This is a genomic window from Streptomyces nodosus (assembly GCF_008704995.1).
Classification (GTDB): domain Bacteria; phylum Actinomycetota; class Actinomycetes; order Streptomycetales; family Streptomycetaceae; genus Streptomyces; species Streptomyces nodosus.
Genome location: NZ_CP023747.1, coordinates 7,123,831 through 7,143,233, shown reverse-complemented (window position 1 = coordinate 7,143,233; position 19,403 = coordinate 7,123,831). Strand labels below are relative to the sequence as shown.

The following is a 19,403-nucleotide window of genomic DNA, read 5'->3' as shown; positions in this document are numbered from 1 at the left end:
CCCTCCCCGGCCGGAAGGCGCCGGGACCGGGCCGGCGGGCGAGGCAGCCGTGCGGACAGGGCCGGACGGCGGTCGTGCCAGGGCCGTTCGGCCCTGGTGCAACCGGCGTCCGGCCGTTTCACTGGTCCGATGCCATCCCACCACCGCTCCCGGCGGTAGGTGACGACTTCTACGGACGTCCGCCATGCCCCTCGACAACACCGAACCGGCCCCCGTGGCACCGCGCCGGAGCACAGAGCTCGGCAGCGCCGAGGCGCTGCGGCTGCTGGGCAGCGTCTCCCTGGGGAGGATCGTCTTCACCCACCGTGCGCTGCCGACCGTCCGTCCGGTCAATCATGTGCTGGACGAGGGTCATATCGTCATCCGCACCCATGAGGGCGCGGCCCTGACCTCCTACACCCGGCACAACGGCGGTCCCGGGGTCGTCGTGGCGTACGAGGCCGACGCGATCGATCCCGAGACGCATCTGGGCTGGAGCGTGGTGGTCACCGGGTACGCCGAACTCGTGACCGATCCGGGCGAGCTGGAGCGCTATCGCTCGATGCTGCGTCCCTGGGTGGACCGGACCATGGACCACACGGTGCGCATCCGGCCCGATCTGGTCACCGGAGTCCTGCTCACGGCGATCGACGGCACCGAGGAGCGCGGCACGAGCCCGGCGGATCCGTCCGGGCAGGCAGGGCCTCGCACCTGACCCGGGGGTCGCCTCAGTCGTGCGGAACCACCGCGACCGGCACGGCCGCATGCCGGAGCACCGCCTGGGTCACCGGCCCGATGTGGGTGCCGACCGGGAGCGGGCGTCCGGCACGGCCGACGACCAGCAGCGCGGCGTCCCGGGAGACATCGGCCAGATGTGCGCCGGGGTGTCCGATGACCGTCTGCTCGGTGACCTCGACACCGGGGTACTTCTCCCGCCAGGGCCGCAGCAGGTCCATGGACCGCCGCTGAACGCGGTCGGCGGCCTCCTCGGCCTCTCCCCCGTCCCGGGTTCCGGCAGCGGTGTCCGGGGCCGGATGCCCCGACGGGCTTCCTCCGTGGACGACCCGAAGAGCGGCGGCGCGCCGGGACGCGGCGTCGAAGGCGAACTCCAGTACGGCCTCATGGGGTCGTTCCAGATCCAGGCCGAGCACCACGTCGTGCCGGGCGGCCGCCTCGGAGGGTGCCTCGGAGCCGGCGAACGGGGAGATGCCCGGCGCGCCGTCGCGCACCAGGACGACCGGTCGCCCGACCCTGGCCACGACCCCCTGTCCCACGGAGCCGAGCAGGATCCCGGCGGCTCTGCCCAGGCCCCGCGACCCGAGGACCAGCAGCTCGGTGTCCTGTGCGGCCGTCACCAGAGCGGCCACCGGCTCCCCGGCGAGGGGCTCGGTGACGATCCGCAGGCCCGGGTGACGGCGCTTCAGGATCACCTCGGCCTTGGCCAGAAGGCGTACGGACCACCGCCGGTCCGGCAGCGGCACGGTGGCCCCGGCGAGCGTCGCGGCGGACACCCGGGGCGGCTGCCCCCAGGCGTGCACGAGCCGTAGCGTGGCCCCGCGCAGCAGGGCCTCTCGGGCGGCCCAGTCGGCCGCGGCCAGGCTTTCGCGCGAGCCGTCCAGGCCGGCGGTGACGGTACGGGACACGAGCGGGCCTCCCGGGGAGGGACCAATGAGTGTGACCAAAGGCCGTGACCAAGGGCCGTGAATCCACCCTCGTCCCCCGCGGCTCCGGAGCGACAGGGTCGAGGGGCCCCTCCCCGCAAGCAACCGGCCCCTGTTCTTGCCGTTGCCCCCCTCAGACCGCCGATGTGACACATGCCACAGAGTCGCGCGGAAGTTGTTCCCGGAGCGCTGACGGATCGGCGCGGCCCGTCCGTACCCCCTTGAGTACACGTTTTCGCGTCTGGAGGCACTATGCGTATCTCGCGCAACCTGGCAGGGACCGTCGTCCTGGTCGGCGCGCTGGGCCTGACCCTGACCGCCCTCGCCTACCCCGCCATGATCGGCGTCGAGACCACGTCCAGTTCCACGGACCGGATCATCGCCAACACCCGCTACGGCCCGCTCACCGAGGCCGACCGCGACTTCGTCGTCAAGGTCCGCTCCGCCGGGCTGTGGGAGTACCCCCTCGGCGAACTGGCGCTGAAGAAGGGCTCCACGCCCGAGATGAGAGAGGCCGGCAAGCATCTGATCGTCGGCCATGCCGGACTGGACGCGATGTGCCGCAAGATCGCCCCGGAGCTCGGCATCACCCTGCCCAACCAGGCGACCCCGCAGCAGCAGCAGTTCGTGGCGACCTCGGCGGCCGAGTCCGGCAAGGAGTTCGACTCCACCGCCGCCAACATCATGCGGGTCACCCACGGTCAGATCTTCTCGGTCATCGCCAAGATCCGCGCCACCACCCGGAACACCCTGGTGCGTCAGCTCGCCGACCTGGCCAACGACACCGTCCTGGACCACATCACCGTGCTGGAGAAGACCGGCACGATCAACTTCGAGCAGGTCAACCTGCAGCAGACCATGCCGCCCAAGCTCCCCGCGGACCAGGTCACCCCGCCCCCGCCCCAGCCGGGCTCCCCCATGGTGGTGCTCACTCCTCGCCCCGACCTGAACGTGAACACCGCGGCCCCCACGTCCCCCGAGTCCCCCGCGCCCAGCCCGAGTCCGGAGATCGGTTGATCCCGGCCCCGGGGAACCCGCGCCCGAAGGCCGGCCTCCGGACAGGAAAAATCTGTTCCCATGAGCCGAGTGACCGTGGTGCGGCCCCGTGCCGTGCGCTCCGTCTTCGGCGCAGGGTGCGGGCCTAGGCCTCGATGTCGCAGTCGTCTGTCCCTGTTGGCGCCCTGCCTCATATGAGGCAGCATCGAATGGGACATCCCGGGGCGCCACGTCGCGGAAGCGAAAAAGGTGGACATGGGTTCTTCATCCACGGTGTTCGTGGCGACCAGTGACCTGTCCGGAATCACCCGCGGGCGTGCCGCGCCGGGCCATGCCGAGGAGGGTGTGCTGCGGCGCGGTGTGGGGTGGGTCCCGGCCGATCTGGCATTGACGGCCTTCGGCCAGATCGCTCCCAACCCGTTCGGCTCCACCGGCGATCTGAGGCTGGTGCCCGACGGTTCCAGCGGTGTCGACCTCCCCGCCCGCGGCGATGTGCCGGGGGTACGCCTGTATCTCGCCGACCAGACGCTGCCGGACGGCACCCCGTGGCAGAACTGCCCGCGGGCCTTCGCCCGGCGGGCGCTCGAGGACCTCCGCCGGGCCACCGGGCTGGAGGTGACGGCCGCCTTCGAGCACGAGTTCATGCTCCCCGGACTCGACGGCGGCGCCCCGCTCTCGTTCGCACGGTTCCGGTCCGCGGAGCCGTTCGGCAGCGAACTGGTGGCACTGCTGGACCGGACGGGCCTGGAGCCGGAGACCTGGCTGCCCGAGTTCGGAACCGACCAGTTCGAGATCACTCTGCGCCCGGCGGACGGCATGACGGCCGCGGACCGTGCGATCGTGCTGCGGGAAGTGGTCCGGGACCTGGCGTCCCGGCACGGACACCGCGCCACGTTCGCCCCTCTGCTCGACCCGGACGGCACCGGCAACGGCGTGCATGTCCATCTCTCCCTGCGCGACGCCGGGACCGGGCGTCCGGTTCTGTACGACCCCGCCCGCCCCGCCGGGCTCTCCACGCTCGGCGGCCGCTTCTGCGCGGGCATCCTCCGGCACGCCCGCGCGCTGCTCTCCTTCACCGCGGGCAGCCCCAGTTCGTATCTGCGACTGGCTCCCCACCGCTGGAGCTCCGCCGGTGTCTTCCTGGCCGAGCGTCATCGTGAGGCGCTGCTCCGCATCTGCCCGACGAGCGGCCTCGGCGGCGGCGTCGAGGCCGACCAGTACAACCTGGAGTTCCGTGCCGCGGACGCGACCGCCAACCCCTGGCTGGTCCTCGGAGTGCTGGTACGAGCCGGGCTCCAGGGGGTGAAGGAGGACTACGCCCAGCCGCAGGTGTGGCCCGAGGGCGCCGGGCCGGACCTCGTCGGTGTTCCCGCCCTGCCGCGGAGCATGGAGGAGGCCCTGCTCGAGCTGGACAAGGACGCCGTGGTGTCCGGCTGGTTCCCCGAGGAGCTGCTGGAGACCCATCGCTCGGTGAAACGGTCCGAGCTCGCGGTGGTCTCCGGTCTGGACGAGCGGGACGTGTGCGGGCGGGTCGCCGATGTCTACTGAGCTCTCCGAGGGCATCGCCGCGCTGCCGCTGGTGGATCACCATGTCCACTCCGCGCTGGCCTCGGCCGTGACCCGCGAGCAGTTCGAGAGGCTGATCACCGAGTCCGACCGTCCCCTTCCGGCCGGGGTCACCTCGTTCGACTCCCAGACCGGGTTCGCGATACGGCGCCACTGCGCGCCGCTCCTCGGTCTTCCCGCCCGTGCTCCGGCCGACGCCTACTGGGCGGCACGGGCCGGGCACACGGCCGAGCAGCTGTCGGACCTCTTCCTCGGCGCCGCGGGGGTCTCCGACTGGCTGGTCGACACCGGCTTCAAGGGGGACGAGCTCATACCGCTCGGCACGCTCGCCGACCGGCTACGGCCCGCACGGGCCTCCGAGATCGTGCGGCTGGAGACCGTCCTGGAGGAGGTCGCACAGGCGAGCGGCGCCGCCGGGCTCGCCGAGGGCTTCCGGACGGCACTCGCCCGGGCCACGGCATCGGCCGTCGGGGTGAAGTCCGTGATCGCGTACCGGCACGGCCTCGACTTCGCCCCCGGCCGTCCTTCCTCCGCCGAGGTCGAACGCGCCGCCGGTGCCTGGCTGCGCGAGCTGGAGAGGGGCGCTCCGGCCCGGGTGAGCGATCCGGTGCTGCTGCGGATGGCGCTGTGGGCGGGCGTGGACACCGGTCTGCCCGTGCAGTTGCATACCGGCTACGGCGACCCCGACCTCGACCTGCGCCGCTGTGACCCGCTGCTGCTGGTGCCCTGGCTCAAGGAGATCGAGGGCACCGGGACCGATGTCGTCCTGCTGCACTGTTATCCCTTCCACCGCAACGCGGGGTTCCTCGCCCAGGTGTTCCCCCATGTCCACTTCGACGTCGGTCTCGCGGTGAACCACACCGGCGCCGCGTCCACCGCGGTGGTCGCGGAGAGCCTGGAGCTGGCGCCCTTCACCAAGGTGCTGTACTCCTCCGACGCCTGGGGGCCGCCGGAACTCCACCATCTGGGCGCCGTGCTGTGGCGCCGCGGCACGACCCGGGCTCTGCGCGGCTGGGTCGAGGAGGGCGAGTGGACCGAGGCCGACGCGCTCCGGGTGGCCACCCTGATCGGGCGCACCAACGCACAGCGTCTCTATGGATTGCCCCATGACTCCTCTGACTGACCCGGCCCGGTAGGAAGCCCCGGCGTCCGCGCGCGAGGGATACTTGCATACCAAATTTTGGCATGTAACGATCACTCGATGAACCCCCCTCACCAAGCACCCACCCGCACCCCCGAACGATCACCGGTACGGGGCGGTCCGCGGCTGTCACCCGTCGCCCGGGACCGTGCGCGCACCCGGACGTCGGACCTCGTCCACGACGAGCTGGTCTCCGCGATCCGTGAACTGCGGCTCGCCCCCGGGGCCGCCCTGTCCGAGACGGACCTCGCCGGCCGGCTGCACGTCAGTCGCACCCCGGTGCGCGAGGCCCTGACGCGGCTCGTCGACGCGGGACTGGTGCATGTCGTGCCCCAGGTCGGCACACGGGTGGGACGGATCCGCCTGCACGACGTGGAGGAGGCACGCTTCGTCCGCGAGAGCCTGGAGGTCGCGGCCTTCGAGGCGGCCTGCTCCCGGCCGGCGCCGGACGTCACGGTGCTGCGCGAACTCCTCGAACGTCAGGAACACAGCCGCCGCACCGAGAACCATGACGCGTTCTTCGCCGCGGACGAGGCGTTCCACGGCGAGATCTTCGCGATCAGCGGCCATCCGGGGGCGTGGCAGGTGGTGCTGCGGACGAAGCTCCAGCTCGACCGGCTGCGCCGGCTCTCGCTGCCCGACTCCGCCGTGATGGGCGAACTCATCGACGAACACCGGCTGATCGTGGACGCGTTGGAGAACTCCGATCCGGCGGCCGGTCGCGCCCTGATCGCCCGGCACGCCGGACGCGCCCTCGCCTGCGGCCCGGCACTGCGCGCCGAGTATCCGGGCTACTTCACCGACTGAGCCGGAGGGCTGCGGGCGGAGACCGCCGCGGCGTCGCACGCCGGCCTCGCCGCTCACCACCGACCGGGCTCCGTACCGGGCGTCAGGTCTCCGGACCGGCCACGGGGTACGGCACAAAGGTGCTGGTGTGCTGGTCGATGCGCAGCGGGTGGCCGAGGGGCGGTGCGGCGCGCTGGGGGCAGTCCAGGCGTTCGCAGACGCGGCAGCCCATGCCGATGGGGGTGGCGGCGGAGGCGTTGGTGAGGTCGAGGCCGTCGGAGTAGACGAGCCGGTGGGCGTGGCGGATCTCGCAGCCGAGGCCGATGGCATAGGTCTTGCCGGGTTCGCCCCATCCGCCGCGGTGTCGGGTGACGGCCCGTGCGGTCCATAGATAGCGCTGACCGTCCGGCATTTCGGCGATCTGGACATGGATACGCCCGGGCGCGGCGAACGCCTCGTAGACGTTCCAGAGCGGACAGGTGCCGCCGGCCCGGGAGAAGTGGAAACCGGTCGCCGACTGCCGCTTGGAGAGGTTGCCGGCCCGGTCCACCCGGACGAAGGAGAAGGGCACACCGCGCAGGCGGGGGCGCTGAAGGGTGCTCAGACGATGACAGACGGTCTCATAGCCGAGGCCGAAGCGGTCGGTGAGGCGTTCGATGTCGTAGCGCACCTCTTCGGCGGCCGCGTGGAAGGCACTGTAGGGCAGGATCAGGGCCGCGGCGAAGTAGTGGGCGATGCCGATGCGCGCCAGGGCGTGGGCCGGTGAGCCGGGCGGGAAGTCCTCGGCGGCCTGGCGGTCGAGTCCGTCGCCGTACTCGAGCAGGGCGAGCTGGGTGGCCATCCGGAAGGCGCGCTGACCGGGGCGCAGACGGGTGGAGAGGTGCAGGGTCCGGGTCGGTTGGTCGTAGTGGTGCAGATGGTCGCCGCTCTCGCCGTCCAGCCGGACGTCATGGCGGCCGGCCAGGCGGGCGGCCAGGGCCCGTACGACCTCGCCCGGGCGGATGCCGATCTCATGGGCGAGTTCCTCCGCCGCGAGGTCGGTGTCATGGAGGTAGTTCTGGCGGCGGTAGAAGAAGTCCCTGATCTCCTCATGGGGTGAGCGGGGCTGTTCGGGGCCGGTCCCGCGCCCGTCCGTGGCCCCGGCGAGACGCTCCCCGAGCAGCTGGTTGCGGCGGCCGAGGTCGAGCAGGGTGCGGGCGACCCCGGGCAGGCGCGAGGCGAGTTCGGTCAGGTCGGCTGCGGAGATCCGGGACTCGGCGAGTTCACCGGCGAGCGCCTCGCGGAGGTCGGCCACCAGGCGCGAGGTGTCGCGTTCGGAGAAGAAGCCCGGGTCGACCCCGAAGGTCTCGGTCAGTCGCAGCAGGACGGGCACGGTGAGGGGACGGGAGTCGTGCTCCATCTGGTTGAGATAGCTGGGCGAGATACCGAGGACGCGGGCCAGTTCCGCCTGGCTCATCCGGCGTTCCTCGCGCAGGCGTCGCAGCCGCACCCCCGCATAGGTCTTGCTCACCCGATCGACCTCCGTCTCCGGCTCCCCGTCAGCGTATGCGATCGGGCCCTTCCTCGATCCTTCGCAAACTTGGCAAATGACGGACGGAAGATTCGCAAAAGTTGGCATGCTTCCACGGTTGCTGGCACTGAGTGCCAGTGCGAAAGTTTAAGTGCGGCCGCCGGACACCGACGACCACCGACCGGAACCGAAGCGCGACATATGCCCTTGCATCAGGGGATACCAGCGATTGCGAGGCACACCCGAAGGGGTTGCCCACCTTCGCGTCGCCGCGTGCCGACGAGGCCGCACCCCAAGATTGGCGGCACAGAGTGCCATCTCGATGCGTCCCTCTGTGGGCGTTGGCAGCCGTTGGCAGACCGAGGAGAGGGTGACCGTCATGGCAGAGGCGAGGACACAGGCGGCCGAGGAACTCGCACGGCGCTGGGCCACCGACCCGCGCTGGCAGGGCATCGAACGGACCTATGGCGCCGAGGACGTGATCCGGCTCTCCGGCAGCGTCCGCGAGGAGCACACCCTGGCCCGGCGCGGCGCCGAGCGACTGTGGCGGCAGCTGCATGAACTCGACTACGTCCACGCGCTCGGGGCCCTCACCGGCGGCCAGGCGGTCCAGCAGGTCAAGGCCGGTCTGCAGGCCGTCTATCTGTCCGGCTGGCAGGTCGCCGCCGACGCCAACCAGGCCGGCCACACCTACCCCGACCAGAGCCTGTACCCGGCCAACTCCGTTCCGCAGGTGGTCCGTCGGATCAACAACGCGCTGCTGCGCGCCGACCAGATCGCCACCGCCGAGGACGCCGGCGACACCACGGACTGGCTGGTGCCGATCGTCGCCGACGCGGAGGCCGGCTTCGGCGGCCCTCTGAACGCCTTCGAGCTGACCAAGGCGATGATCGCGGCGGGCGCGGCCGGGATCCACTTCGAGGACCAGCTCGCCTCGGAGAAGAAGTGCGGCCACCTGGGCGGCAAGGTGCTGGTGCCGACCTCCCAGCACATCCGCACCCTGAACGCGGCCCGGCTGGCGGCGGACATCGCCGACGTCCCCACGGTCGTCGTCGCCCGCACCGACGCTCTCGCAGCCACCCTGCTGACGAGCGACGTCGACGAGCGGGACGCCGAGTTCGTCACCGGCGAGCGCACGGCCGAGGGGTTCCACCGGGTGCGGGGCGGCATGGCTCCGGCGATCGCCCGCGGGCTCGCCTACGCCCCGTACGCCGACCTGCTGTGGGTCGAGACGGGCACGCCCGACCTGGCGCAGGCCCGCGAGTTCGCCGAGGCCGTCCACGCGCGGTACCCGGACCGGATGCTGGCGTACAACTGCTCCCCGTCCTTCAACTGGAAGGCCACCCTGGACGACGACCGGATCGCCAAGTTCCAGCGCGAGCTGGGTGCGATGGGCTACACGTTCCAGTTCATCACGCTGGCCGGCTTCCACTCCCTCAACCACGGCATGTTCGACCTCGCCCGCGGCTACGCCGAGCACGGCATGACCGCCTATGTCGACCTCCAGGAGAAGGAGTTCGCCGCCCAGGCGCACGGCTTCACCGCCGTGCGGCACCAGCGCGAGGTCGGCACCGGCTACTTCGACCTGGTCTCCACCGCCGTCAACCCCGCGTCCTCCACCACCGCCCTGACCGGTTCCACGGAGGAGGCCCAGTTCCACTAGGCCACGGCGCCCCCGCTCCCCCTCCCTCCTTCCCTCAGGAGAAGCGATGACCACCACTGCTCTGCCCCGCCCCGTCCGCGTTCTCGCGCCGCTGGGCGACCGTCATGGGGAGATCCTCACGCCCGCCGCCCTGGACTTCCTCGGTCAGCTGGTCGCGGCCTTCGGCCCGCGCCGCCGGGACCTGCTGAAGGAACGCCTCCGCCAGGTGATGCGCCTGACCAGTGGCACCCCGCTCGACTTCCCGATGGTCACCTCCGCCGTCCGCGCCGACGACTCCTGGCGCGTCGCCCCGCCCGCTCCCGGCCTGCTCGACCGACGCGTGGAGATCACCGGGCCTCCGGAGCGCCGTATGACGGTCAACGCCCTCAATTCCGGGGCCCGGGTGTGGATGGCCGACTTCGAGGACGCAACCGCTCCCACCTGGGAAAACGTCATCGACGGCCAGCTGAACCTGCTGGCCGCCGTCGAGCGGCGGATCGACTTCACCTCCGAGGAGGGCAAGGAGTACCGGCTCGGCGACCGGCCCGTCACCCTCATGGTCCGGCCGCGCGGCTGGCACCTCGAGGAGGAACACCTGGAGCACGAGGGCCGGCCCCTGCCCGCCGCCCTGGTGGACTTCGGCCTGTACTTCTTCCACTGCGCCCAGCGGCAGATCGACGCCGGGTACGGCCCGTACTTCTATCTGCCGAAGCTGGAGAACCGCTACGAGGCCCGGCTGTGGAACGACGTCTTCGTGCTCGCCCAGGAACTGCTCGGCATCCCCCGGGGCACCGTCCGCGCCACCGTCCTCATCGAGACGATCACCGCCGCGTTCGAGATGGAGGAGATCCTCTACGAGCTGCGGGAGCACAGCGCCGGGCTCAACGCGGGCCGCTGGGACTACCTGTTCAGCGTGATCAAGACGTTCGGGCACCGCACCGACTTCCTGCTGCCGGACCGTGCCAAGGTCACCATGACCGCGCCCTTCATGCGGGCGTACACCGAGCTCCTGGTGCGCACCTGCCACCGGCGCGGCGCCCACGCCATCGGGGGCATGGCCGCCCAGGTGCCCAGCAGGGATCGGAGGGCCGACGAGGCGGCGCTCGCCAAGGTACGGCTGGACAAGGAGCGGGAGGCCGAGGACGGCTTCGACGGATCCTGGGTCGCCCATCCGGCACTGGTGCCCGTGTGCCGTGAGGTGTTCGACGGTGTCCTCGGCGACCGGCCGCACCAGATCGACCGGACGCGGGACGACGTCGAGGTGACACCGGCGGAGCTGCTGTCGGTCCGCCGGATCGCCGGACCGCCCACGGCGGAGGGTGTGCGCCTGAACATCGCGGTCGCACTGCGCTACTTCGCCGCCTGGCTGCGCGGGCAGGGCGCCGTCGCCCTCCACGGCCTCATGGAGGACGCGGCCACCGCCGAGATCGCCCGGGTGCAGATCTGGCAGTGGCTGCGGCACCGGGTGATCGACCGGGAGACGGTCCTGCGGCTGCTCGACGAGGAGACCGCGGCCCTGGGCGCCGAGGACCCCTGGGCGCCGGTGGAGGAAGTGCGGTCGCTGTTCGAACGCACCGCGCTCCGCGGCGAGCTGCCCCCGTTCTTCACCCCGGAGGCCTACTCCCGTCACCTCGTGCGGCGCGCGGAGCTCGCGTCATGAGCGGGCGGATCCGGCGGGTCGGTATGATCCGCAGCCAGGACCGGTCCGGCTTCGCGGTCAACGCCCTTCTGCTGCCGCATTTCACGGGTCGACACAACATCTGGGGTGATGTCACCCAACCTCATCTAGATGTAGTGTTGCTCCTGCTGGTGGTTCGCCGGGCACTCAGGTGTCCGGCGAGGCAAGAGGGAACCCGGTGGGAATCCGGGACTGCCCCGCAGCGGTGAGCGGGAACGACCGCCGTCATACGCACTGGGCCCCCTGAGAAGGGCCTGGGAAGCGACGGTCAGTAGGAGTCTCGTACGACACGAGACGGGCCCGCGAGTCCGAAGACCTGCCACCGGCGCGTACACCGAGAAGCGGTGCACGCGCTCCGAGGCTCCGAGGGAGGGCCGCGTGGCAGACGCAGGCCCCGGGTCGGGCGTGACCGTTTCCCGCCACTGCCCCGGCGCCCCGCCGTGCCCGCCGCGACGCTCCTCCCCTCCCGGTCCTCGGAACCGACACGGGAACGAGCGAGAGGAGGCGGCGACCGTTGAGCGGCCTCGTGTATTTCTCCAGTGTCTCGGAGAACACGAACCGCGGACGAGAACCACGACTTCTTCTCCGGCTCCGGCTCGTCCTATGTGATGGGCACGGCGGAGGACACCGCCGACGACGACTGGAACTTCTGAGAGGCTCTCATGTCCGGCAATGCCGGTGTGCCCGCGCCCCGGGCCACCTCCCCCTCCTACGGCCCCTGTGTGCTGCTCAAGCACGGCGAGATCTTCCTCAAGGGCCACAACCGTCACTGCTTCACCGAGCGGCTGCACGACAATCTGCGGGTCGCGCTGCGCGGGATCGGCGGCTCCACCTGGATCAAGACCGCCCAGAACGTCACCGTGCTGGGCGGACAGGTCCCCCAGGAGGCGCTGGTGGAACGGGCGCGCAGGGTGATCGGCTTCAACTCCGTGGAGCCGGCCCAGCGGGTGCCCAGCACCCTGGAGGAGATCACCCGGGCGGCCGTCGAGGCGCTGCGCACGCTGAGCGCCGAGCGGCCGGGGCGCGGTTTCGCGGTCCGGGTGAAGCGGCGGGACAAGCAGTTCCCGCTGACCTCCTCCCGGATGGCGGCGCATCTGGGGGCCCGTGTCCTGGAGGAACTTCCGGGCCTGCATGTCGACCTCACCCGGCCGGACATCACGCTGGCCGTCGAGATCGACCGCAAGGAGACCTATCTCTCCTGGACCCGATACCCCGGTCTGACGGGCCTGCCCGTCGGGTCCAGCGGGCGTGCCCTGGTGCTGCTGTCCGGCGGCTATGACTCCCCGGTGGCCGCCCACCGTGCCATGCGGCGCGGTCTGTCCTGCGAGTTCGTGCACTTCAGCGGGGCTCCTTACACCAACCCGGCGTCGGTCTACAAGGCGTATGCCCTCGCCCGGGAGCTGAACCGCAGCCAGCCGCCCGGCCGGCTGCATGTCATCGCCCTCGGCAAGGCCCAGAAGCAGCTGGCGGTGGCCGGTGCGGGACGCCTCCAGGTCGTCGCCCAGCGGCGGCTGATGGTGCGCACCGCCTCGGCGCTGGCCGCCCGGACGGGGGCGCAGGCCCTGGTCACCGGCGACAGCCTGGGGCAGGTGGCGAGCCAGACGCTGGCCAATCTGGTGGCGGTGGACGAGGCGTCCGCCCTGCCGATCCTGCGTCCGCTGATCGGCTGGGAGAAACAGGAGATCATCGACGAGGCACGGTCCATCGGCACGGCCGAGATCTCGACCCTGCCCGACGAGGACTGCTGCCGGCTCCTCGCCCCGCCCCGCGCCAGCACCCGGGCCGGGCTGCCCCAGCTGCGCGCGGTGGAGAAGCGGCTGGACCTCGACGAGGTGACGGCGGCCCTGCTGGACAACGTCCAGGTGATGCTGCCCGGCGAGGACGCCGACGCCGCCCCCGAGGTCTCCCCCGGCTGCCCCGCGCCGACGCCCGCGTAACCCTCCTCGGCTCCGGCCGGCACCGCCCGCCGGTCCGGCCCGCCCACCAGGCGCCGGGCGGACCGGCGCGTCAGGGGCGCGACCGGTTCTCCTCACCGGGCGGCGTCCCGGTGCCGGCGCAGCAGGGTCGCTATCGCGCAGCGCAGACAGTCGCCTCCCTCGTCGCGGTGCGCCGCCTCGCCCGGGGGAGAGTGTTCCGGGCAGGCGGTCGGCACCGTGCCGTCCTGCTCCCGGCACCGCACCGGATCCCCGACCAGCCGTTCCAGCTCCGTCAAGAACTGTTCGGTCCGCCTCACCTGCTGGGTGAGCACCCTCACTCGGGCGCTCTGCCCGCCGATCTGCCGTCGGCTGGCGACCAGTTGGTCGTACGTCTCCGGGGTGAGGACGACCGCCTCACGGCCGTCGAGGGTGATGCGGTGCGCCTGGACATGTCTGGTCACTGTCTTCCTCCACTGCTCGCCCGGACGGTCCGGGGCGGCTCGGCCGGTCCGCTGTGTCCTGCCCGTTCTCCGGCACATGTCGGTGCCGGAGAACGTCAGAGGGCCCCCGGATGGTTCCGAAGGGCCCTCTGACGTCGGGAAGAAGCCGGTGCGCGGCCGAAAAGGCCCGCCTGGTCGAGGCGGTCGCGGACGTCGGCTCGGACGGGCGCCGCACCGGGGCTCAGCGGTGGCGGAACTCCGGCGGTCGCTTGTCCGCGAAGGCGCCCATGCCCTCCTTCTGGTCCTCGGTCGCGAACACCGCGTGGAACAGGCGCCGTTCGAAGCGGACCCCTTCGGCGAGGGTGGTCTCGAAGGCCCTCCCGACGGCTTCCTTGGCCATCATCGCCACCGGCAGCGACATGCCCGCGACGGTGTCGGCGACGGCCAGGGCCTCGCCGATCAGCTCGTCGGCGGGCACCACCCGCGAGACCAGCCCGGAACGCTCGGCCTCCGCCGCGTCCATGGTGCGCCCGGTCAGGCACAGCTCCATGGCCTTGGCCTTGCCGACCGCCCGGGTCAGCCGCTGGGAGCCGCCGATGCCCGGGATCACACCGAGCTTGATCTCGGGCTGACCGAAGACGGCGGTGTCGGCGGCGAGCAGGATGTCGCAGAGCATGGCGAGTTCGCAGCCGCCGCCGAGGGCGTATCCGGCGACGGCGGCGACGGTCGGGGTGCGCAGTTGTCCGAGCCTGTCCCAGGCGGCGAACCAGTCGGCCAGATACATGTCCATATAGCCCTGCGGACGCATCTCCTTGATGTCGGCGCCGGCCGCGAACGCCTTGGCCGAGCCGGTGATCACGATGCAGCCGCAGTCCGGGTCCCGGTCCAGGGCCTCGGTCGCGGCCACCACCTCGTTCATGACTTGGAGGTCGAGTGCGTTGAGGGCCCCCGGGCGGTTGAGGGTGAGCAGGGCGGTGCGGCCCTTGCGTTCGACGAGGATCGTCTCGTACCCGTCGGCGGGTTCTGTGGTCATGACGGCTGTTCTCCGCTCTGCTCTCTGATGGTGCGTACGATGCCGGAGAAGTCCTCCGTGGCGCCGACCCGTTCGGCGTAGTCGGCGTACAACTCGGCCGCGCGGAGTCCGAGTTCGGTGTGCACCCCGCCGGCGCGGGCCGCGTCGGCGGCGAGCCCGAGGTCCTTGGCCATCAGGGAGGCGGCGAAGCCCGGACGGTAGTCCCGGTTGGCGGGGCTGGTGGGCACCGGGCCGGGGACGGGGCAGTTGACGCTGAGCGCCCAGCACTGCCCGGACGCGGTGGAGGCCACGTCGTACAGCGCCTGGGCGGACAGGCCGAGGCTCTCGCCGAGCACGAACGCCTCGCTCACGGCGATCATGGAGATGCCGAGGATCATGTTGTTGCAGATCTTGGCCGCCTGGCCGGCGCCCTCGCCGCCGCAGTGGACGACCCTGCTGCCCATGGCCTCCAGCAGGGGCCGCGCCTCGGTGAACTCCGGTTCCCCTCCCCCGGCCATGAAGGTGAGCGTGGCGGCCTCCGCGCCCACCACTCCGCCGGAGACGGGGGCGTCCAGGGACCGCATTCCGGCGGCGACGGCGCGTTCATGGGCGGTGCGGGCGTCTGCGACGTCGATGGTGGAGCAGTCGACGAAGAGGGTGCCGGGCCGGGCCGCGGGCAGCACGGTGTCGTACAGCTCGAGGACATGGCGGCCCGCGGGCAGCATGGTGATCACCACCTCGGCGTCCGCCACGGCGTCGGCGGCGGAGGCGGCCGGTTCGACACCCGCCTGGGCGGCGTCGTCGAGGGCGGCGGGCACCAGGTCGTGGCCGCGCACCCGGTGGCCGGCCTTGACCAGGTTGGCGGCCATGGGGGCGCCCATGTGCCCGAGCCCGATGAAGGCGAGGGTGGGGCTCATCGAGGTGCCTCCGAGGTGGTGTCGGGTCCGGCGAGCCCCAGTTCACGGTCGCCGAGGGGGGCGAAGAAACGTTCCACGTCGGCGTCGGTGACCTCGGCGAGGGTCGCCGGGGACCAGCGCGGGTTGCGGTCCTTGTCGATGATCTGGGCGCGGATGCCCTCCACCAGGTCGGGGGAGGTCAGGGTCGCGCAGGAGACTCGGTACTCCTGGTCGAGGACCCGCTCCAGGGTGCCCAGGTCACGGGCGCGGCGCAGGGCGGCCAGGGTGACCTTGAGCGAGGTGGGCGACTTGGTGAGCAGGGTCCCGGCGGCCTCCTTGGCGTCCGGGTCGCCGTGGGCGAACAGCCGCTCCACGATCCCCTCGACCGTGTCGGCGCCGTAGCACGCGTCGATCCACTGCCGCTGCCCGGCCGTCTCCCCCGGGGGCGGCGGCTGCACATGGCGGGTGAGCGCCTCCTGGACGGGCAGCTCGGCGAGGTCGGCGAGCAGTTCCGGGAGCGCGGCGGACGGGACGTGATGGTCGGCCAGTCCGCACAGCAGTGCGTCGGCCGCGCCGATCTGCGCGCCCGTCAGCGCCAGATGGGTGCCCAGCTCGCCCGGGGCGCGGGCGAGCAGATGGGTGCCGCCGACATCGGGGACGAAGCCGATGCCGGTCTCGGGCATGGCGATCCGCGACCGTTCGGTGACGATCCGGACGTCGCCGTGCGCGGAGACGCCGACGCCGCCGCCCATGACGATGCCGTCCATGAGGGCGACATACGGCTTGGGGTAGCGGGCGATACGGGCGTTGAGGTGATACTCCTCGCGCCAGAACGTGGCCGCGGCGGCGCCGTCGCCGTCGCGGGCGTCGTCATGGACGGCGCGGATGTCGCCGCCCGCGCACAGTCCGCGCTCCCCGGCGCCGTCGATCACCACGGTCCCCACGGCCGGGTCGTGTTCCCATGCGGTCAGCGCCTCGTCGATGCGGCGCACCATGGCGAGGTTCAGGGAGTTGAGGGCCCTCGGCCGGTTGAGGGTGATGCGGGCGGCCCGTCCTGCGGTGTGCAGCAGGACGGGTTCCTCGGTGGCGGTCATCCGAACGCCTCCGTCAGTCCACGGGCCACGATGACGCGCATGATCTCGTTGGTTCCTTCCAGGATCTGGTGCACTCGCAGGTCACGGACGATCTTCTCGATGCCGTACTCGCTGAGGTAGCCGTAGCCGCCGTGGAGTTGGAGTGCGCGGTCGGCCACGGTGTACCCGGTGTCGGTGGCGAACCTCTTCGCCATGGCGCACAGATACGGCGCCTGGGGGTCGCCCGCGTCGAGTGCCTGGGCGGCCTGCCGCACCAGGGCGCGGGCGGCGGTCAGTTCGGTCGCCATGTCGGCGAGGCGGAAGCGCAGCGCCTGGGAGTCGAGCAGGCGCCGGCCGAAGGCCTCCCGGTCGGCGAGGTGGGCGAGGCTCCGGTCGAGGGCGCTGCGGGCGCCGCCCAGGGAGCAGGCGGCGATGCCGAGGCGGCCGCCGTTCAGGCCGTTCATCGCGATCCGGAAGCCCTCCCCCTCACGGCCCAGGAGCCGGTCGGCGGGCAGGCGTACGCCGTCCAGGACGACCTGGCGGGTGGGCTGGGCGTTCCAGCCCATCTTGCGTTCGTTGGGGCCGAAGGTGATGCCCGGGTCGTCCTTGTCGACCAGGAACGCGGAGACCCCGCTCGCGCCGGCGCCGCCGGTGCGGGCCATGACCACATAGACCTGGGAGGCGCCCGCCCCGGAGATGAACTGCTTCACCCCGGTGAGCACCCAGTGGTCGCCGTCGCGCACGGCCCGGGTGCTGAGGGCCGCCGCGTCCGAGCCGGCGCCCGGTTCGGTCAGGCAGTAGCTGGCGAGGTCGTCCGTCGCGCACAGCCTCGGCAGCCATCGTTCGCGTTGGGTGTCGTCACCGTAGCGGTCGATCATCCAGCCGACCATGTTGTGGATGGAGAGATAGGCCGCGATGGCGGGGCAGCCGGAGGCGAGGGTCTCGAAGATGAGGACGCCGTCGGTGCGGCTGAGTCCGGAGCCGCCGTGCTCCTCGCGGACGTAGATCCCGCCGAGGCCGAGCCCGGCGGCCTTGCGGAGCACATCGACGGGGAAGTGCTTGTCGCGGTCCCAGTCCAGGGCGTGCGGGGCCACATGGTCCTGGGTGAAGTCGAGGGTGGCCTCGACGAGGGCCTGCTGGTCCTCGGTGAGCAGGGTGCTGGTCATGGTCGCTCAGCCCATCGTGGGAATCGTGAAGCTGGCGCCTTCGCGCAGCCCGGCGGGCCAGCGGGAGGTGACGGTCTTGGTGCGGGTGTAGAAGCGGATGGAGTCCGGGCCGTGCTGGTTCAGATCGCCGAAACCGGAGCGCTTCCAGCCGCCGAAGGTGTGATAGGCGACCGGCACCGGGATGGGTACGTTGACGCCGACCATGCCGGTGTCGACGCGCCGGGTGAAGTCGCGGGCGGTGTCCCCGTCGCGGGTGAAGAGGGCGACGCCGTTGCCGAAGGGGTGTTCGCTGGGCAGGCGCAGGGCCTCCTCGTAGTCGGCGGCGCGGACCACGGACAGCACCGGGCCGAAGATCTCCTCCTGGTAGATACGCATCTGCGGGGTGACCCGGTCGAAGAGCGAGGCTCCGGCGAAGAAGCCGTTCTCATGGCCGGGGAACACGAAGTCCCGGCCGTCCACGACGAGTTCGGCGCCTTCCTCGACTCCGAGGTCGACATAGGAGCGGACCCGGTCCAGGGCGTCCCGGCCGACCAGCGGACCGAAGTCGGCCTGGGGGTCGTCGCTGCGGCCGATGCGCAGGGTGCCGATGCGTTCGGTGAGGCGTGCGACCAGGGCGTCGGCGGTGGCCTCGCCGACCGGGACGGCGACCGAGATCGCCATGCAGCGCTCGCCCGCCGAGCCGTATCCGGCGCCGATCAGGGCGTCCACGGCCTGGTCCAGGTCGGCGTCCGGCATCACGATCATATGGTTCTTGGCGCCGCCGAAGCACTGGGCCCGCTTGCCATGGGCGGCGGCGGTGGCATAGACGTGCGCGGCGATCGGCGTGGAGCCGACGAAGCCGAGGGCGGCGACGCGCGGGTCCTCCAGGAGGGTGTCGACGGCTTCCCGGGCGCCGTTGACCACATTGAGGACGCCGGGCGGCAGGCCCGCCTCCAGGAAGAGCTCGGCGAGCCGCAGCGGGACGGAGGGGTCACGCTCGGACGGCTTGAGGATGAAGGCGTTGCCGCAGGCCAGGGCGGGGGCGGCCTTCCAGAGGGGGATCATGGCGGGGAAGTTGAACGGGGTGATGCCGGCGACGACGCCGAGGGGTGCGCGCAGCGAGTGGACATCGATGCCGGTGCCCGCGTTGTCGGTGAACTCGCCCTTGAGCAGATGCGGGATACCGGCGGCGAACTCCACGACCTCCAGGCCGCGTTGGATGTCCCCGCGGGCGTCGGCGACCGTCTTGCCGTGCTCGGCGGACAGCAGCCGGGCCAGCGCGTCCTTCTCCTCCTCGACGAGCTGGAGGAAGCGCAGCAGGACCCGGGCGCGACGCTGTGGGTTCCACTCGCCCCACTCGCGCTGTGCCTCGACGGCGACGGCGATCGCCGCCTCGGTCTCGGCCCGGTCGGCGAGCGGCACCAGGGCCTGGACCTCGCCGGTGTTGGGGTCGTACACATCGCCGTAGGACCCCGAGGTCCCCGGGGTGTGCTTGCCGCCGACGAAGTGGGTCAGCTCGCGGACATCGGTGTGATCAAGTGGACGGATCATGGGTGCCTGCTCTCGTCAGGTGATCCGGGATGGCGCGGCGTACCGGCGCACGGGTGATGTGCGCGGCTCGCGCGGAACGCGTATGGCGTGGGAACCCTCAGGGGGTGACGGTGGGATTGCCTCTCGGGCAGTGCCGGTCGAGTCCGCCGGGGTCGTGAATGCGCACCGGTGCCATGCGTGTCAGCTCCATCCTCGTGGACAACACGGAACGTCCCGCGGCCGGTATCCTGACTCCCGGATCAGCGCGCGCCGTCCGCCTTCCCGACATCCTGCTCGTCAGTGGCGTCCTGCTCGACGGCGTGCTCCCCGGTCACAGTGGCGGGACCGTGCCGGAATCACACCGGCTTCCCTGCACCGCGGGCCTTTCCCTCCACTATATAGTTGGGCTTCCTAGTAATTCCATTAGTCCGC

The 19,403-nt window shown here is 71.7% G+C and carries 16 protein-coding genes and 2 riboswitches; of the genes, 8 read left to right on the top strand and 8 right to left on the bottom strand.

Features of this window, described 5'->3' with window-relative positions; all coding sequences use genetic code 11:
* Window positions 1-184: 184 nt before the first annotated feature.
* Entirely contained in the window at window positions 185-694 is a 510-nt protein-coding gene (locus CP978_RS31795) for a pyridoxamine 5'-phosphate oxidase family protein (protein ID WP_052454416.1), read from the top strand.
* Between the two features lie 13 nt (window positions 695-707).
* On the opposite strand, the gene CP978_RS31790 is transcribed toward CP978_RS31795, so the two are convergent.
* Complete coding sequence (locus CP978_RS31790) at window positions 708-1,622, bottom strand: universal stress protein (RefSeq protein ID WP_043446689.1); 915 nt, start codon at window positions 1,620-1,622, stop codon at window positions 708-710.
* 270 nt (window positions 1,623-1,892) lie between these two features.
* On the opposite strand from CP978_RS31790, the gene CP978_RS31785 reads away from it, so the two are divergent.
* From CP978_RS31785 to CP978_RS31770, 4 genes are all read left to right on the top strand, one after another.
* A complete protein-coding gene (locus CP978_RS31785; protein WP_174498701.1) occupies window positions 1,893-2,657 on the top strand; it encodes a DUF4142 domain-containing protein in 765 nt (254 codons plus the stop codon).
* A gap of 234 nt (window positions 2,658-2,891) precedes the next feature.
* A complete protein-coding gene (locus tag CP978_RS31780) occupies window positions 2,892-4,184 on the top strand; it encodes a type I glutamate--ammonia ligase (protein ID WP_043450025.1) in 1,293 nt (430 codons plus the stop codon).
* Window positions 4,174-5,325, top strand: coding sequence for an amidohydrolase family protein (locus tag CP978_RS31775; RefSeq protein ID WP_043446686.1), 1,152 nt, complete (start codon window positions 4,174-4,176; stop codon window positions 5,323-5,325). The genes CP978_RS31780 and CP978_RS31775 overlap by 11 nt, the downstream gene beginning before the upstream one ends.
* Window positions 5,326-5,403: 78 nt before the next feature.
* Window positions 5,404-6,150: a GntR family transcriptional regulator gene (locus CP978_RS31770; RefSeq protein ID WP_052454415.1), complete on the top strand. Its 747-nt coding sequence runs from the start codon at window positions 5,404-5,406 to the stop codon at window positions 6,148-6,150.
* A gap of 82 nt (window positions 6,151-6,232) precedes the next feature.
* On the opposite strand, the gene CP978_RS31765 is transcribed toward CP978_RS31770, so the two are convergent.
* The gene (locus CP978_RS31765) at window positions 6,233-7,639 is read right to left on the bottom strand and encodes a short-chain fatty acyl-CoA regulator family protein (RefSeq protein ID WP_043446684.1); all 1,407 of its coding nucleotides are present in this window, start codon (window positions 7,637-7,639) and stop codon (window positions 6,233-6,235) included.
* A 379-nt stretch (window positions 7,640-8,018) separates the two neighbouring features.
* On the opposite strand from CP978_RS31765, the gene aceA reads away from it, so the two are divergent.
* The 3 genes from aceA to thiI all read left to right on the top strand — a co-directional run bounded on the left by aceA (window position 8,019) and on the right by thiI (window position 12,896).
* The gene (gene aceA, locus CP978_RS31760) at window positions 8,019-9,302 is read left to right on the top strand and encodes an isocitrate lyase (protein ID WP_043450020.1); all 1,284 of its coding nucleotides are present in this window, start codon (window positions 8,019-8,021) and stop codon (window positions 9,300-9,302) included.
* Between the two features lie 46 nt (window positions 9,303-9,348).
* Window positions 9,349-10,941, top strand: a complete 1,593-nt coding sequence (gene aceB, locus CP978_RS31755) for a malate synthase A (protein ID WP_043446681.1) — start codon at window positions 9,349-9,351, stop codon at window positions 10,939-10,941.
* 133 nt (window positions 10,942-11,074) lie between these two features.
* Window positions 11,075-11,297, top strand: a riboswitch (cobalamin riboswitch).
* Window positions 11,298-11,621: 324 nt separating this feature from the next.
* The gene (gene thiI / locus CP978_RS31750) at window positions 11,622-12,896 is read left to right on the top strand and encodes a tRNA uracil 4-sulfurtransferase ThiI (RefSeq protein ID WP_052454414.1); all 1,275 of its coding nucleotides are present in this window, start codon (window positions 11,622-11,624) and stop codon (window positions 12,894-12,896) included.
* Between the two features lie 92 nt (window positions 12,897-12,988).
* Here the strand turns inward: thiI and CP978_RS31745 are convergent, their stop codons facing one another.
* The 6 genes from CP978_RS31745 to CP978_RS31720 all read right to left on the bottom strand — a co-directional run bounded on the left by CP978_RS31745 (window position 12,989) and on the right by CP978_RS31720 (window position 18,992).
* On the bottom strand, window positions 12,989-13,336 hold the full coding sequence (locus CP978_RS31745; RefSeq protein WP_043446679.1) for a hypothetical protein: 348 nt from the start codon (window positions 13,334-13,336) through the stop codon (window positions 12,989-12,991).
* Between the two features lie 220 nt (window positions 13,337-13,556).
* The gene (locus CP978_RS31740) at window positions 13,557-14,348 is read right to left on the bottom strand and encodes an enoyl-CoA hydratase (RefSeq protein WP_043446677.1); all 792 of its coding nucleotides are present in this window, start codon (window positions 14,346-14,348) and stop codon (window positions 13,557-13,559) included.
* Window positions 14,345-15,244: a 3-hydroxyisobutyrate dehydrogenase gene (gene mmsB, locus CP978_RS31735; protein ID WP_043446675.1), complete on the bottom strand. Its 900-nt coding sequence runs from the start codon at window positions 15,242-15,244 to the stop codon at window positions 14,345-14,347. Before mmsB ends, CP978_RS31740 begins: the two co-directional genes overlap by 4 nt.
* Window positions 15,241-16,317 carry an enoyl-CoA hydratase/isomerase family protein gene (locus tag CP978_RS31730; RefSeq protein WP_043446673.1) on the bottom strand — a complete coding sequence of 359 codons (1,077 nt, stop codon included), beginning with the start codon at window positions 16,315-16,317 and terminating at the stop codon, window positions 15,241-15,243. Before CP978_RS31730 ends, mmsB begins: the two co-directional genes overlap by 4 nt.
* Window positions 16,314-17,462, bottom strand: coding sequence for an acyl-CoA dehydrogenase family protein (locus CP978_RS31725; RefSeq protein WP_043446671.1), 1,149 nt, complete (start codon window positions 17,460-17,462; stop codon window positions 16,314-16,316). The genes CP978_RS31730 and CP978_RS31725 overlap by 4 nt, the downstream gene beginning before the upstream one ends.
* A 6-nt stretch (window positions 17,463-17,468) precedes the next feature.
* The gene (locus tag CP978_RS31720) at window positions 17,469-18,992 is read right to left on the bottom strand and encodes a CoA-acylating methylmalonate-semialdehyde dehydrogenase (protein WP_043446669.1); all 1,524 of its coding nucleotides are present in this window, start codon (window positions 18,990-18,992) and stop codon (window positions 17,469-17,471) included.
* 200 nt (window positions 18,993-19,192) lie between these two features.
* A riboswitch (cobalamin riboswitch) is annotated at window positions 19,193-19,366 on the bottom strand.
* Between the last annotated feature and the right edge of the window lie 37 nt (window positions 19,367-19,403).